Origin of the sequence: Amycolatopsis sp. lyj-109, assembly GCF_046548995.1 — a bacterium.
Taxonomy (GTDB): Bacteria; Actinomycetota; Actinomycetes; order Mycobacteriales; family Pseudonocardiaceae; genus Amycolatopsis.
Genome location: NZ_JAJPWR010000013.1, coordinates 252,767 through 267,177, shown reverse-complemented (window position 1 = coordinate 267,177; position 14,411 = coordinate 252,767). Strand labels below are relative to the sequence as shown.

Annotated in this window: 11 protein-coding genes; 7 read left to right on the top strand and 4 right to left on the bottom strand. The window is 71.1% G+C overall.

The window, feature by feature from the left end; translation table 11 throughout:
* Positions 1–3: 3 nt before the first annotated feature.
* Positions 4–3,120, bottom strand: coding sequence for a BTAD domain-containing putative transcriptional regulator (locus ACLJQF_RS28525; protein ID WP_410613196.1), 3,117 nt, complete (start codon positions 3,118–3,120; stop codon positions 4–6).
* 207 nt (positions 3,121–3,327) lie between these two features.
* Here ACLJQF_RS28525 and ACLJQF_RS28520 point away from each other — a divergent pair, with 207 nt between their 5' ends.
* The 5 genes from ACLJQF_RS28520 to ACLJQF_RS28500 all read left to right on the top strand — a co-directional run bounded on the left by ACLJQF_RS28520 (position 3,328) and on the right by ACLJQF_RS28500 (position 9,386).
* Positions 3,328–3,993: a hypothetical protein gene (locus ACLJQF_RS28520; RefSeq protein WP_410613194.1), complete on the top strand. Its 666-nt coding sequence runs from the start codon at positions 3,328–3,330 to the stop codon at positions 3,991–3,993.
* Between the two features lie 52 nt (positions 3,994–4,045).
* A complete protein-coding gene (locus ACLJQF_RS28515; protein WP_410613192.1) occupies positions 4,046–4,528 on the top strand; it encodes a hypothetical protein in 483 nt (160 codons plus the stop codon).
* A gap of 213 nt (positions 4,529–4,741) precedes the next feature.
* Positions 4,742–5,902 carry a right-handed parallel beta-helix repeat-containing protein gene (locus tag ACLJQF_RS28510; protein WP_410613190.1) on the top strand — a complete coding sequence of 387 codons (1,161 nt, stop codon included), beginning with the start codon at positions 4,742–4,744 and terminating at the stop codon, positions 5,900–5,902.
* A gap of 103 nt (positions 5,903–6,005) precedes the next feature.
* Entirely contained in the window at positions 6,006–8,747 is a 2,742-nt protein-coding gene (locus ACLJQF_RS28505) for a beta-L-arabinofuranosidase domain-containing protein (protein WP_410613188.1), read from the top strand.
* Positions 8,748–9,110: 363 nt separating this feature from the next.
* A complete protein-coding gene (locus ACLJQF_RS28500) occupies positions 9,111–9,386 on the top strand; it encodes a YggT family protein (RefSeq protein WP_410613186.1) in 276 nt (91 codons plus the stop codon).
* On the opposite strand, the gene ACLJQF_RS28495 is transcribed toward ACLJQF_RS28500, so the two are convergent.
* Positions 9,383–10,042, bottom strand: coding sequence for a TetR/AcrR family transcriptional regulator (locus tag ACLJQF_RS28495; protein ID WP_410613184.1), 660 nt, complete (start codon positions 10,040–10,042; stop codon positions 9,383–9,385). The genes ACLJQF_RS28500 and ACLJQF_RS28495 overlap by 4 nt on opposite strands.
* A gap of 116 nt (positions 10,043–10,158) precedes the next feature.
* Between ACLJQF_RS28495 and ACLJQF_RS28490 the strand changes: the two genes are divergently transcribed.
* Both ACLJQF_RS28490 and ACLJQF_RS28485 read left to right on the top strand, forming a co-directional pair.
* Positions 10,159–11,349: an FAD-dependent monooxygenase gene (locus ACLJQF_RS28490; RefSeq protein ID WP_410613182.1), complete on the top strand. Its 1,191-nt coding sequence runs from the start codon at positions 10,159–10,161 to the stop codon at positions 11,347–11,349.
* A 60-nt stretch (positions 11,350–11,409) separates the two neighbouring features.
* Positions 11,410–12,390, top strand: a complete 981-nt coding sequence (locus ACLJQF_RS28485; protein WP_410613180.1) for an MCE family protein — start codon at positions 11,410–11,412, stop codon at positions 12,388–12,390.
* A gap of 197 nt (positions 12,391–12,587) precedes the next feature.
* Here ACLJQF_RS28485 and ACLJQF_RS28480 read toward each other — a convergent pair whose 3' ends face one another.
* Positions 12,588–13,319: a class I SAM-dependent methyltransferase gene (locus ACLJQF_RS28480; protein ID WP_410613178.1), complete on the bottom strand. Its 732-nt coding sequence runs from the start codon at positions 13,317–13,319 to the stop codon at positions 12,588–12,590.
* A complete protein-coding gene (locus ACLJQF_RS28475; RefSeq protein WP_410613176.1) occupies positions 13,319–14,236 on the bottom strand; it encodes a proteasome assembly chaperone family protein in 918 nt (305 codons plus the stop codon). Before ACLJQF_RS28475 ends, ACLJQF_RS28480 begins: the two co-directional genes overlap by 1 nt.
* Positions 14,237–14,411: the final 175 nt, after the last annotated feature.

The following is a 14,411-nucleotide window of genomic DNA, read 5'->3' as shown; positions in this document are numbered from 1 at the left end:
CATTCACCTCGTCTCGGGCCGGGAAAGGAGAGCGAGCGTTTGCGTCTCCCCCGGCCCGTGCCCGGTCTCCCGGTGCAACGCAAGCGCGCTCCGGGCGTGCTCGGCCGCGGCACCGGGCTCGCCGCGGGCGAGCAGGGCTCCGGCCAGCGCCGTCAGCGCGTGGCCCTGCAGCGCCCGGTAGCCCGCCCGCTCGGCGAGCACGAGCGCCTGCTGGGCGGGACCCGGATCCGCGGTGACCGCCGCCAGACCGATGAGCGCGTCGACCTCCGGGTAACGATCGCCGGTCTCGCGGATCAGGTCGAGGGCCTGGCCGTACCGGCGGACCGCCTCCGGCCGGTCGCCGAAGCGGGCGAGCACGGCCGCCAAGGCCGCCAGGGCCTCCGCCTCGGTCCGCGGATCCCCCGCCTCCCGGGCCAGCGCGAGCCCCGTTCCCGCGCATTCGAGGGCCACGGCCCGATGGCCGCGATCGGCGTGTGCCAGGGCCAGCCGGCTGCGGGTTTCCGCTTCGCCGCCCCGGTTTCCCGCCTCGCACTGCAGGTCCAGGGACCGGCAGAGCAGCTCCACCGCCTCGGCGGTCCGCCCGCGGGCGCGCTGCGTCTGCCCGAGGTTGGCGAGGTTGATCGCTTCGCCGTACCGGGACCCGATCCGGCGATAACGGCGCAACGCCTGGGTGTAGTGGTCGGCGGCTTCGGCGAGCCTGCCCATTTCCCAGTGGACGAGCCCGAGGTTGCCGAAGGCGACGGCTTCACCCGCCGGCTGGCCGATCCGCCTGCTGAGGGCCAGCCCGCGGCCGAACCGGGACGCGGCGTCGGCGAGCCGCCCGGACTGCCAGTAGACACATCCCAGGTTGCCGAGCACCGCGGCCTGCGCCTCGGCCCAGTCCGCCTGCCGCGCGAGCAGCAACGCGGCCGTGTACTGCCGGACCGCCTGCCGGTACCGGCCCTGGCGGAAGTGCAGGTCGGCGAGGCTGAGCCGGGTGACGGCCCGCGCGCGAGGTCCACCGTCGGCGTTGGCGGCGCTGAGGCCGCCTTCGGCGACCGCGAGCCATTCGACACCGCGCATGCACATCCAGAAGTACCCGCGCAACGCGTCGGCGAGCCGCCACGCCATCGGCCGCGGTCCGCGGTCGGCCGCGAACCGCACGGCGGCGACGAGGTTGCCGCGTTCGGCGTCCAGCCACGCCGACGCCTCGCCCAGCCCGGGAAAAGCGGCCGGGACACCGTCCACCGGCAGCCGCAGCATGTGCGGGTAGAGCAGGCGGGCGGCGCCGTCCACCGCCGCCAGGTACCAGTCGTACAGGTGGCGCAGCGCCCGCTCGCGGTCCGCGGCGGGCTCCAGCCGGCCGGCTTGCTCGGCGGCGTACCGGCGAAGCAGGTCGTGGAAGCGGTACCGGCCCGGCGCGTGGTGTTCGACGAGGTGCGCGGCGGCGAGCCGGTCCAGCAGGGCGACCGCCCGCGTGGTCTCGGTGCCGGCCAGCGCGGCCACGGCCTCGGCGCCGACGTCCGCGCCGGGGACCAGGCTCAGCAACCGGAACAGCCGCTGGGCGTCGGCGGGCAGAGCCGCGTGGGAGAGGTCGAACGCGGTCCGCACCGCCGTCTGCTCGTCACCCGGCACCGCGAGGGCGGCGAGGAGGTTGCCCTCGCGCAGCTCCGCGACGTAGTCCTCGATGCCGGCGCCGGGCCGATCGGCGAGGTTGGCCGCGGCGATCCGCAGCGCGAGCGGGAGGTGGACGCACAGCTTGGCGAACTCGAGGGCCGCCTCCGGCTCGGCGCGGACCCGCCCGTGGCCCAGCACGCCCGCGAGCAGCTCGACGGCGTCGTCGGGGCTGAGCACGTCGAGGGTGAGCCGGCGCGCGCCGTGCACGGCGACCAGGCCCGTCATGCGGTCGCGCGCGGTCACCACCACCAGGCACCCGGGCCCGGCCGGCAGCAGCGGCCGGACCTGGTCCGGGTCGGCGGCGTTGTCCAGCAGGACCAGGAGCTGCCGGTCGGTGGTCAGGGTCCGGTACAGGGCGGCCGCGGTTTCCACGTCCGGGGGCACGCGCTCGGGCGGAATCCCCAGCGCGGCCAGGAACTGCGCGAGGATTTCGGCCGGCGCGGCCGGGGAGCCCGGTGCGTGGCCGCGCAGGTTCGCGTACAGCTGCCCGTCCGGGAAGCGGACCCGGACGCGGTGGGCCCAGTGCACGGCCAGCGCCGTCTTGCCGACGCCCGCCGTGCCGGAGACCGCGGCGATGCCGCCGGTCACCAGACTGTCCAAATACGACAGTTCCGCCGTCCGGCCGGTGAACCCGCGCGGTTCGGCGGGCAGCTGCTTCGGGACCCGCTGCGCCTGCCGGGGTTCGGCGGGGACCGCGGTGACGGGGGCGCGCAGCACGGCCGCGTGCGCGGCCAGCAGCTCCGGCCCCGGGTCGATCCCGAGCTCGTCGACGAGCCGCGTCCGCACCTGCCCGTAAAGCCGGAACGCCTCGCCCCGCTGCCCCAGTGCGTGGTGGGCGCGGATCAGGAGGGCCTGCGCGGCTTCGTCGAGGGGTTGCTCCGCGGCGGCTTCGGCTATGCCGGGCAGGACCTCGGCGGCGGCACCGGTTTCGATCATCGCCCCGGCGTACCGGGAAAACGCTTCCCGGCGCTCGACGACCAGCGAAACGACCTTCGGGTGGCCGGTGAGCGGCGGCAGATCGGCCAGCGGCCTGCCGTGCCACAGGCGGAGCGCCTCGCCGAGCGAAGCCACGACGCGGACGGGGTCGGCGTCGCGTTGCGCGTCGTTCGCCTCGGCGATGAGCTCGCGGAACCGCCACAGGTCGACGTCGACGGCGTCCCGCTGCACGGCGTAACCCCCGCCGACGTGCGGCAGCACCCCACTGCCCGCCCGCGGCGCACGCCCGGGTTCCAGCAGCCGCCGCAGGTGCTTGACGTGGGTCTGGACGACGTTCACCGCGGTCGGGGGCGGCCGGTCGCCCCACAGAGCGTCCACGAGGTCCCGCCGGGCCACGGCATCCCCGCCAGCCAGCGCGAGCAGCCCGAGAACCGCGCGCCGGCCGGGCGGCCCGAGATCGAGTTCGGCGCCGTCGTGCCAAGCCCGCAGCGAACCCAGCACCTGGATGCGTACCGACCTCGTTGTCACCGTGGTTCCCCGCTATCGGCTGCTGACCAAACGTAGTGGGCCCGGCCGCCGGCACACAAGCAAGTGGCTCCGCTCGGGCTAAAGGCCGATTCCGGCGATGGAACCCGGTTCCACCCGCGGCGGAGGCGCCCGGGGCGGGCACGAGCCGCCGTCCGGCGGTTCCCCGGACCGTCCAATCGCCGTCCAGTACCCGTCCAGTACCTCCTGATGAAGTTTTCGACGGCAATCAAAACGGAAATGAAAGAGGCGGACATGGACAACCGTGCATGGAAAGTGTGCACCCGGGCAGCAGTGGCAATCGCTGTCAGCGCAATGACCTTGGCCACGGGAGCGGTGGCTGCCGCCGCCCCGGTCAGCGCGCCGAGCTCGTCCGCGATCGACGTGACCCACGGCCAGTTCGACCTCGTCCTGCCGAACGGCCGGGTCGCGAACTCCATCGCGGCCGACGAAGTCACCGCATTCCACGGTTTCAGCACCTTCCAGAGCCTCACGATCCAGTCGCAGGGTTTCGATCTCGAAGGACGCATTCAGGGCCGGCTCCGGAGCTACAATTTCAAGAGCCTGTGGCAGGTCTACAACCTTCCGTCGTCGTCCGGCTGGAAGGTGTGGGTGCTCAGCTTCAAGAAGGACACCAGCCAGAGCGTCCTGAAGGAGACCTTCCGCAGCGAGCAGCTGATCGATGTCACCATCGACATCAAGTTCAAGGTCTCGGCCGCCAACCTGCGAGGCGTGTCCACCCTGCGGATCGGGTTCGAAACGCTGAGGCTGAACTTCAACGGGACGACCAAGGACTTCACGGTCGTCAACGGGGCGTCCGGCGGTGCCAAGGACCAGGACAACAACGATGTTCCGGTGGACTTCGAGCCGGTCTGACCGGGAACGGACCACTCTTCCCATCCGCACTGACACCGGACAAGGGGTCGGCATGCTTTCCATCAGGAAATCGACGGGAGCGGCACAGCGGGGGCTCGCGAGGGCCGCCACGGCCGCCGCGGCAACCATGGCCCTCCTGGCCGGCGGCGCCGGCGTCGCACTGGCGGCCGACGCGCACTTCGTGGCGGAGGCCACCGAAGCCGCCTGGGACGGCAGTGTCGCCACCGTCTCGTTCCGAGAGGTGGACGTGGCGGTGGAGAGCAACACGACCGTGATTTCCGTCAAGGTGACCGTCGACGTGAGCGTCGTCTGCACGCGGGGTCAGTCGACGCTCACCATTCGCAAGTCCGCGACCATCTTGGAGGTGGCCGAATATCCGATCGGTGACGACGGCACCGTCGTGGGTACCGCCAAGCTGCCACTCGAAGTCAAGGGACTTCAGGTACCCGGCTACACCTGCGTGACACGGCACCTGTCGATCACCGCGGTCCTGGAGGACTTCTGGACCGGCGCGACCTTGGTCCACAAGGCCTGACCCGGCCGCGCGGACGGCCCCTGCCCGCGAAAGACGCGGCAGGGGCCGATTCGCGCCCGGAGTTCTGAAAGCGTTTTCAGTACAGACGACCCGCTTGGCCCACTCGCGTCCGGCGCACCCGGTGCTACCGTCGCCTCACCGAAGATCCCGTTCCCCGCAACATTGGGAGCGCTCTCGGATTCGGTGTCGATTCTTGCCCGCAAGGAGGCGCGCATGAGTTCGTACGGGAGCACCAAGAAAGCGCTTACAGCAGTCGCCGCACTGGTCACGGTGGCCGCGCTGGCACCGCCATCCGCCGCCGCGGCCACCACCTTGTACGTGGCGCCCACCGGCAAGGACTCCGCCGCCGGTACACAGGCGGATCCGACCACCCTGCCCTCGGCGCTCACCCGGATCGGTTCCGGTGGCACCATTTCCCTTCGCGGAGGTACCTACTCCTACGCCCAGACCGTCACCATCGCCCCCGGCAACAACGGCACCTCCAGCGCACGCAAGACGCTGTCCGCCTACCCCGGCGAGAAGCCCGTGCTGAACTTCTCGGCCATGGCGGAAGACCCGGCCAACCGCGGTCTTGCCGTCAACGGCTCCTACTGGCGCGTCGCCGGGATCGTCGTCGAACGCGCCGGGGACAACGGGATCTTCGTCGGCGGGAGCAACAACGTCATCGAACGCGTCGTCACCCGCTTCAACCGCGATTCCGGCCTGCAGATCTCCCGGATCGCGTCGAGCACGCCGAAGGACCAGTGGCCGTCGAACAACCTCGTCGTCAGCTCCGAATCGCACGACAACGCCGACTCCGACGGCGAGGACGCCGACGGTTTCGCCGCGAAACTCACCTCGGGCACCGGGAACGTCTTCCGCTACGACGTCTCCCACAACAACATCGACGATGGCTGGGACCTCTACACCAAGACCGACACCGGCCCGATCGGCCCGGTGACCATCGAGGACTCCCTCGCCTACGCGAACGGCACCCTCAGCAACGGCACGGTCAACAAGAACGGCGACCGCAACGGCTACAAGCTCGGCGGCGACAAGATCGCGGTCAACCACATCGTCCGGCGCGACATCGCCTACCGCAACGGCCACCACGGGTTCACCTACAACAGCAACCCCGGCTCCATGTCCGTTTCGGACAACGTCGGCATCGACAACGCCGAACGCAACTTCTCCTTCGACACCGGGACGTCGGTGTTCCGCAACGACACCTCGTGCCGCTTCGCCAGTGGCGGGTCGAACGACAAGACGGTCGGCAACGTCGACGGCTCGGACCAGTTCTGGACCGGGAAGAACGGGTCGCGGTGCACGTCCTACGCCGGCACGTTGAAGTGGTCCTTCGCCTCCGACGGCCGGCTCGTGGTCACCTTCGGCTGAGCCGCCCTGACCCGACCTGGCGAGTAGGCCATTCGAGTGAACTGGATCACTCGAACGATATTGTTCACGTTAACATTCGGCCCTCGAACCCTGGAGGGCCACCATGGCAGTCCCGATGACGCGACGCGCCGTCCTTCGCAGCGCCGCCGTCGCCACCGCTGTGCCCGCGCTCGGCATCACGCTCGACGCACCGGCAACGGCGGCGGCGGCAGCTGCCACTACCGCCGCACCCCTGCCGGCATCGTGGGCGGTCCGGCCGTTCGAACTCGGCGACGTGAAGCTGCGCGACGGCCTGTTCGCGGCCAAACGCACGCTGATGCTCGACCACGCCCGCGGCTACGACGTCGACCGGCTGCTGCAGGTCTTCCGGGCCAACGCGGGCCTGGACACCCGCGGCGCGGTCGCCCCTGGCGGCTGGGAAGGCCTGGACGGCGAGGCCAACGGCAACCTGCGCGGGCACTACACCGGACACTTCCTGACGATGCTTTCGCAGGCCTACGCGAGCACCGGCGAGGCCGGGTTCGGCGACCGGATCCGGTACGTGGTCGGCGCCCTCGGCGAGGTGCGCGACGCGCTTCGCCGCGATCCGGCCGCGCTCGTCGTCCCCGGCCGGTTCGGCGGCGCGATCGAGCAGCCCCGCGCTTCGTACCAGTACGTCGACCTGCCCGCCACCGTGCTCGGGAACGCCGCCGAGCTCACGATCGCCGCGTGGGTGCGCCCGAGCCACGCCGACAACTGGGCCCGGGTGTTCGACTTCGGCGACAACACGACCAAGTACCTGTACCTGGCCGCGCGCAACGGTTCCGGCGTCCCGCGGTTCGCCATCACGACCGGCGGCGCCGGGCGCGAGCAGGGCATCGACGGGACCACTCCGCTGCCCGTCGGCGAGTGGAGCCACCTCGCCGTCACGATCGCGGGCACCACCGGAACGCTGTACGTCAACGGGTCCGTGGCCGGCACGAACACCGCGATGACGCTCAACCCGGCGGCGCTCGGCGCGCTGGCGAACCACTGGCTGGGGCGCTCGCTCTACCCGGACCCGGTGTTCGCGGGCGCCTTCGGCGGGTTCGACGTCTGGTCCCGGGCGCTGTCCGCCACCGAAGTCGGTGCGCTGCAGGCGAAAGCCGGCGACGGCGATCTCGCGTCGTACGCCTTCGACACGCTCACCGACCGGACCGGGCGGTCCGGTCCCGCGGTCGTGCGCCGCACCTGGGGCGGTCCGAGTCACCCCGGGTTCCTGGCCGCCTACCCCGAGACGCAGTTCAGCACGCTGGAGTCGATGACGAGCGGGAACTACACCGTCGTCTGGGCGCCCTATTACACCGCGCACAAGATCCTGCGCGGGCTCTTCGAGGCCTACCGCGCCACCGGCGACGAGCGCGCACTCGACCTCGCGTCCGGCATGTGCGACTGGATGTATTCGCGGCTGTCGAAACTGCCGAAGACGACGTTGCAGCGGATGTGGGGCATCTTCTCCAGCGGCGAGTTCGGCGGGATCGTCGAGGCGATCTGCGACGTCCACGCCGTCACCGGCCGCGCCGAGCACCTCGCGCTGGCGAAGCTGTTCGACCTCGACCACCTCATCGACAGCTGCGTGGCCGGCACCGACATCCTCACCGGGATGCACGCGAACCAGCACATCCCGATCCTGACCGGCCTGGTGCGGCTGTACGACGAAACCGGCGAAAAGCGGTACCTGGACGCCGCCCGCACCTTCTGGGGCATGGTGGTGCCGACGCGGATGTACGGCATCGGCGGGACCAGCCTCGGCGAGTTCTGGAAGGAGCCCGGCAGCATCGCCGGCACGCTCGGCGACACCAACGCCGAGACGTGCTGCGCGTACAACATGCTGAAGCTGAGCCGGATGCTGTTCTTCCACGAGCCGGACCCGCGCTACCTCGACTACTACGAGCGCGGGCTGTACAACCAGGTCCTCGGGTCCAAACAGGACCGGCCGGACGCCGAGAAGCCGCTGGTCACCTACTTCATCGGGCTGAACCCGGGCCACGTCCGCGACTACACGCCGAAGGCCGGGACGACGTGCTGCGAAGGCACCGGAATGGAGAGCGCGACCAAGTACCAGGACACGGTCTACTTCCGCAGCGCGGACGACAGCACGCTCTACGTGAACCTGTACAGCCCGTCGAAGCTGTCGTGGAAGGGCGTCACGATCGAGCAGCGGACGAACTTCCCGTACGAGCAGGGGTCGACGCTCGTCGTCCGCGACGGCTCCGCGCGGTTCACGCTCCGGCTGCGGGTCCCGTCCTGGTGCCGTGACACCTTCTCGGTCAAGGTGAACGGCAAGCCGGCGGGCCCGGTGCTCACCCGCACCTGGCGTGACGGGGACACCGTCGTCGTCCGGACGCCGTTCCGGCTGCACGCCGAGCGGGCGCTCGACGACCCGAAGACGCAGACGCTGTTCTTCGGCCCGGTGAACCTGGTGGCGCGTGACCCGCGGACGACGTTCCTCGAGTTCGGGCTGTACCGGAACGCCGGGCTGTCCGGGGACCTGCTCCCGTCGTTCGCCCCGGTCCCCGGCAAGCCGTTGCACTTCCGGCTCGGCGACGTCGAGTTCGCGCCGTTCTTCGAAGGCACGGAGGATCCGACGCACGCGTACTTCCACCGCGCCGAGCCGACGGTGGTCTTCGGCGGCCTCGATTCAGGGGTCGCGAACCCGGCCGCGGCCGGGACGACACTGCTCGACGACATCTGGGCGGACGCGCCGTTCGCGACCAAGGAGGCACTGTTGCGCCAGGTCAAGGCGAAGGTCGAGGCCTGGGGGCTCGGCAGCGCCGACACCGCGAAGGTCCTGGCGACGGCCCGGCAGGCGCACTACGCCTGTTGAACCGGCTCAGGCCGCCGGCCCTCGCCGAACGCCATGAAGGGCACCCTCACGACGCCTGACCTGATGCGCCCCAGTGGCGTTGGGTGCATGTGACGGTGCTGTTGGCGAAGTCGTCGGATGCGGTAGTCGGGTGGTCTGCCGCGGCTTGTCGTGAGTGGTATTTAGGGTTCTAACCCTAAATACCACTCACGACAAGCCGCGGCAGGACGGTAAGCCGGACCCTGGCCCGACTTCGCCAACAGCATGGTCACATGCACCCAACGCCACTGGGGCGCTCGATCCTGTCGAAAAGCTGTGAACCGGACAGACCTGGCACTCCCCGCGTCCCCCGCGCGTTCTCCGGGTAGTGGAAACGGAGGGGCCATGGGTGCTCTAGGGACGTTGCTCGGGTTCGCGCTGAGCCTGTACCTGCTCGTGCTGATCGCGCGGATGGTGCTGGACTGGGTCGCGGTGGTGGGGAACACCCCGCCGTGGGCGCGGCGCGCCCGTGGCCTGGCCTACGCCGCGACCGAGCCGGTGATCGGGCCGGTGCGGCGGGTCGTGCGGCCGGTGCGGCTCGGCGGGATTTCGCTCGACCTGGCCTTCACGCTCGTCTTCATCGGCGTGATCGTGCTGCGGGGAATCGTGTACGCCCTTTAGGGCGTGCCGCGGAACCCCGCGGACAGCCGGTCGACGCTGCGCTCCAGCTCCGCGCGGAGTCCTCGCAGGTCGACGCCGTCGGGGTCGATCAGGGCCTGCATCGAGATCCCGCGCAGCTGGGCCAGCAGCGCCGAAGCATAGGAATCCGGGTCGCGGACGCCGGTGATGGACCCGTCCGCGACCCCGCTGGCCACGGTCTGCGCGATGGCGAACCGGAACCGGCGGTCGGCCTCCGTCAGGACGCCGCGCAAACCCGAGTACTCCGCCGCCGCGTCGCCCCACAGCGCCAGGAACGCCTGGTTGAGCGTCGGCATCGTGCGGATCAGTTCGAAGATGATGTCCAGCAGCGCGCGCAACATGTCCATCGGCGTCGCGTTCGCCGATCCGGTGCGGGCCGCGACAGCCTCGCTGTAGGCGTCGGTGAACTCCTCGACGGCGTGCTCGACGAGCCGTTGCCCGAGCCCGTCCTTGTCGCCGAAGTGCTGGAAGACGACCGACCGCGCGTAACCGGAGCGGGCGCAGACGCCGCCGATCTTCAACCTGCCGAAGCCCTCTTCGGCGATCAGGTGTGCAGCGGCATCCAGGATGCGTGCCTCGACGACGTCCTCGCCGTCCTCCTGGATCCGGCCGTCGGTGGCGCGGTCCACGCGGGTCATGTTAGCGACTGCAACCGCGCCGCACTGACCGAACCGTCAGCGGATCGTGCGAAGACGGTAAGTGGCGGCCCTCAGTCTCGGCGTCGGTACCCACCGAACCGAGAGGAACCCCTCCGATGACCACCAAGACCGTGCTCGTTTCCGGGGCCGGCATCGCCGGCCCGTCCGCGGCCCACTGGCTGCACCGCGGCGGCTACCGCGTGACCGTCGTCGAGTCCGCGCCCGCGCTGCGGCCCGGCGGCCAGGCCGTCGACTTCCGCGGGGAGCAGGTGAAACTGCTGGCCGCGATGGGCGTCCTCGACGAGATCCGCCGGTACGAGACGGCGATGGGCGAGCAGACCGTGCTCGGTCTCGACGGCCGTCCCGCGCTGACCGTGCCCGGCGCCGCCTGGAGCGGCGAGGTCGAGATCCTGCGCGGCGACCTCGCCCGGATCCTGTACGAGCACACCGCGGACCACACCGAATACGTCTTCGGCGACCGCGTCACGAGCCTCACCGAGACGGCGGACGGCGTCGAAGTCACCTTCCGCCACTGCGCACCGCGGAAGTTCGACCTGGTCGTGGGGGCCGACGGCGTGCACTCCGGCGTGCGGGCCGCCGCCTTCGGACCGGAGCGGGACTTCCGGCATGACCTCGGCTTCGGCATCGCCGGCTACACCGCGCCGAACCACCTCGGGCTCGACCACACCAGCGTCCTGTACAACGAGCCCGGCCGCGGCCTGATGGTCGGCAGCCACCGGCGGCCGGACCGGCTGCACGTCGGCCTGGTCTTCGCCGCCGACGGCGTCGAATTCCACCGCCGGACACCCGGCGAACAGGGCACGCTACTCGCGCAGCTGTTCGCGGACACCGGATGGGAGACGCCGAAGCTGCTCGAAGCGCTGCCCGCGGCCGACGACCTGTACGTCGACTCGATCAGCCAGATCCACCTCGACCGCTGGTCGAAGGGGCGCGTCGTGCTGCTGGGCGACGCCGCCTGGTGCGCCGGGCCGGGCGGGTCCGGGACGGGGCTCGCGATGATGGGCGCCCAGGTGCTGGCGGGCGAGCTCGCGGCAGCCGGCGGCGACCACGTGACGGCGTTCGCGAAGTACGAGCAGCGGCTGCGCAAGCCGGCCACGGTCGGGCAGAAGAACGGCAAGGGCTCCGGCAACTTCCTCGCGCCGCGCACGGCCGCGAAGATCCGCAGCCGCAACCGCGCCTACCGGATGCTGAGCACCCGGCTGTTCGGCGGCGTCTTCGCCTGGATGACCGACCGGGCGGCCAACGCTCTCGAATACCGTGAATACCCGGCGCTCACCGCCGCGTGATTCCGCTCTTCGGGGGACTCGGCTGGCAGCCCGGCGTGAGGTGGGTCACTCTTGACACCCATGTCACCACGTCGGGCCGCCGATGCCCCGGTCAGGACGGCGCTCGCCGGTCTGGTGCTGCTGGCCCTGGGCGCGGTCACGGCGCTGAACGCGCGTTCCCTGCCGGTGATCGGCGACGGGACGACCTACTCGGCCGAGTTCACCGAAGCGGCCGGGCTGAGCGAAGGCAACGACGTCCGCGTCGCCGGCGTCGAGGTCGGCCGCGTGTCGGCCGTGCGGCTGCGCGGCGACCACGTGCTGGTTTCGTTCAAGGCCAAGGGTGCCTGGCTGGGCGACGCGACGGGCGCGGCGATCCGGCTGAAGACCGTGCTGGGCCAGAAGTACCTCGCCCTCGACCCGCAGGGCGAGAGCACGCTCGACCCGGGGTCGCCCATCCCACGATCCCGAACCACGGTGCCCTACGACATCCTCGCGGCGTTCGGCGAGCTGTCGTCCACAGTGGACCGCATCGACACCACGCAGCTGGCGAAGAGCTTCGACACGCTGTCGGCGACGCTGGCGAACACTCCGCAGAGCGTCCGCGCCGCGCTCACCGGGCTCTCGCGGCTGTCGGACTCGCTCGCCTCGCGCGACGGTCAGCTCGCCAGGCTGCTGGGCAACACGCGGGTGGTTTCGCGGACGCTCGTCGACCGCGACGCGGCGGTGCGCCGGCTGCTCGACGACGGGAACCAGCTGCTCGCGGCGGTGATCAACCGCGAGACGGCGATCAGCACGTTGCTCGACGGCTCCCGGCAGCTCGCGACGGAGCTGTCCGGGCTGATCAGCGAGTCTCGCATCGGCCCGTTGCTCACCCAGCTCGACCAGCTGACGTCGATGCTGCAACGCAACCAGGACGCACTGGCCGCGGGGATCCGGGGTTTCGCGCCGTTCGTCCGGCTGGGGACCAACCTCGCCGGAACGGGGCGCTTCATCGACGGCTACCTGTGCGGGCTCGTGCTGCCTTCGTTCGGGCCGCTCAACGAAGAAGGCTGCCACGGCTAGTACTGCAGGGACACTTGTGTGCGTGACCTGGGGAAACAAGGTCACCGTTTGCCGCGGCTGCTGTGGGTGCGGGGTACTGCGGGTTCTAACCCGAATTACCACTCACGACCAGCTGCGGCAGACCGGCAGGCCGGCGTCCAGGATTGTCCTGGCAGGCGCTCTTCGGCCGCACCGAACAAAGATCTCGCCCTGCAGTACTAGGCGACGATGAGCCGGAACCCCGCGTCCCATTCCGTCAGGTCCAGCAGCTCCGCGTGGTCCGCGTGCCAGCGCCCGGACTCGAGATCGGCCCGCAGCCGGGCCATCCCGCGGGAAACCGCCGCCGGGGACGTCTGGGCCAGCGCCGAACACGACTGGCGCACGCCCGGGTCGAGGTACGCCTCCGGCCGGCGCCAGTACGCCGGGAAGACGCCGTCGGTGAAGTCCCACGGCACCGGCAGCGGCAGCACCGAAGACGCCCCGAGGAACTCCGCGATCTCCGGCGCCGAAGGACGCGAGCCCTCGAGCGAAGCGACCTCCGGCACGTACTCCCGCACCAGCCAGAAGTCGTTGTGCAGCGCGGTGTCGTAGGCCAGGACGACCTGACGGCGAGCGACCCGGCGCAGCTCGGCCAGGCCCCCGCGCCAGTCGCTCCAGTGGTGCACGGTCAGCACCGCCAGCGCGGCGTCGAACGTGCCCGAGCCGAACGGCAGCGCCTCCGCGACCGCCCGCACCACCGGCGCCGCCTCGGGAGCGCGCTGCCGGATCATCTCCGCCGACGGCTCGACCGCGACGACGTCCCGCGAAGGCGGCTCGTACGACCCCGTTCCCGAACCGACGTCCAGTACCGAACCCGCGGAGCCCAGCGCGGACAGCACCGGCTCGAGCCAGCGCGGGTCGGTCCGCCTGCCCTGTGCGTAGCCGACGCCGATCTCGTCGTAGCGCGTCATCAGCGCTCGGGCCCGTCGCCACCGTTCTGCTCCGCGAGGAAGCGCTCGAACTGCGAGCCGAGCTCCTCGGCCGTCGGCATGTGCTCGACCGACTCCGCCAGCAGGCTGTCGCGGTCGGAGGCCTCGACGAACGTGTCGTACTGCCGCTCCAGGGCGCGGACGACGTCGGCGATCTCGTCGGACTCCGCGACCTGCCGGTTGATCTCGGCGTCGGCCAGGTCCGCGGCCGCGCGCAGCTCGCCCTCGGGCAGGCTCAGCCCGGTCGCCCGGCTCAGCGCTTCGAGCACGATCAGCGACGCCGCCGGGTACGTCGACTGCGCGAGGTAGTGCGGCACGTGCGCGGCGAAGCCCATGGCGTCGTGGCCCCACTCGCCGAGCCGGTACTCCAGCAGCGCGGCGAGGCTGCCCGGCACCTGCAGCCGGTTCGGCAGCGGCTGGTTGTCGCCGATCAGGTCCTTGCGGGTCGCGTGCGCGGTGACGCCGAGCGGGCGGGTGTGCGGCGCGCCCATCGGGATGCCGTGGAACCCGGCGGTCAGCCGGACGCCCCAGCGCTCGACCAGGTTGCGGACCGCCGCCGAGAACCGCTCCCAGTCGTGGTCCGGCTCCGGGCCGGACAGCAGCAGGAACGGCGTGCCGTCGGCGTCGTGCAGCAGGTGCACGACCAGCTCGGGCGCGTCGTAGTCCTCCCAGTGGTCGACCGCGTAGGTCATCGTCGGCCGCCGCGAGCGGTAGTCGATCAGCCGGTCGACGTCGAAGCGGGCGACCACCCGGTGCTCACCGCCCAGCAGGTGCTCGGCCAGCAGACGGCCCGCCGAGCCGGCGTCCATGAACCCTTCGAAGTGGTGCAGCAGCACCGCCCCGGTCAGGTCGGGGACGTCCGAGTCCACCTCGTACAGGTCGTCGGGATCGAGTCCCACCGGATCCTCCTGCTCTCTCCCACATGGCTATCCGTCAAGCACAACACACCCCAGGAGGGATTCCATTCCGCCGACGGTGTCGCCGATGGTAACGGCACGCGGTCGAGGCCGGACCGCGTCGCCATCGTGACAAGTGTCCTGGGCACGCAAGGCCCCGATCGGGCACGCTTGAGCG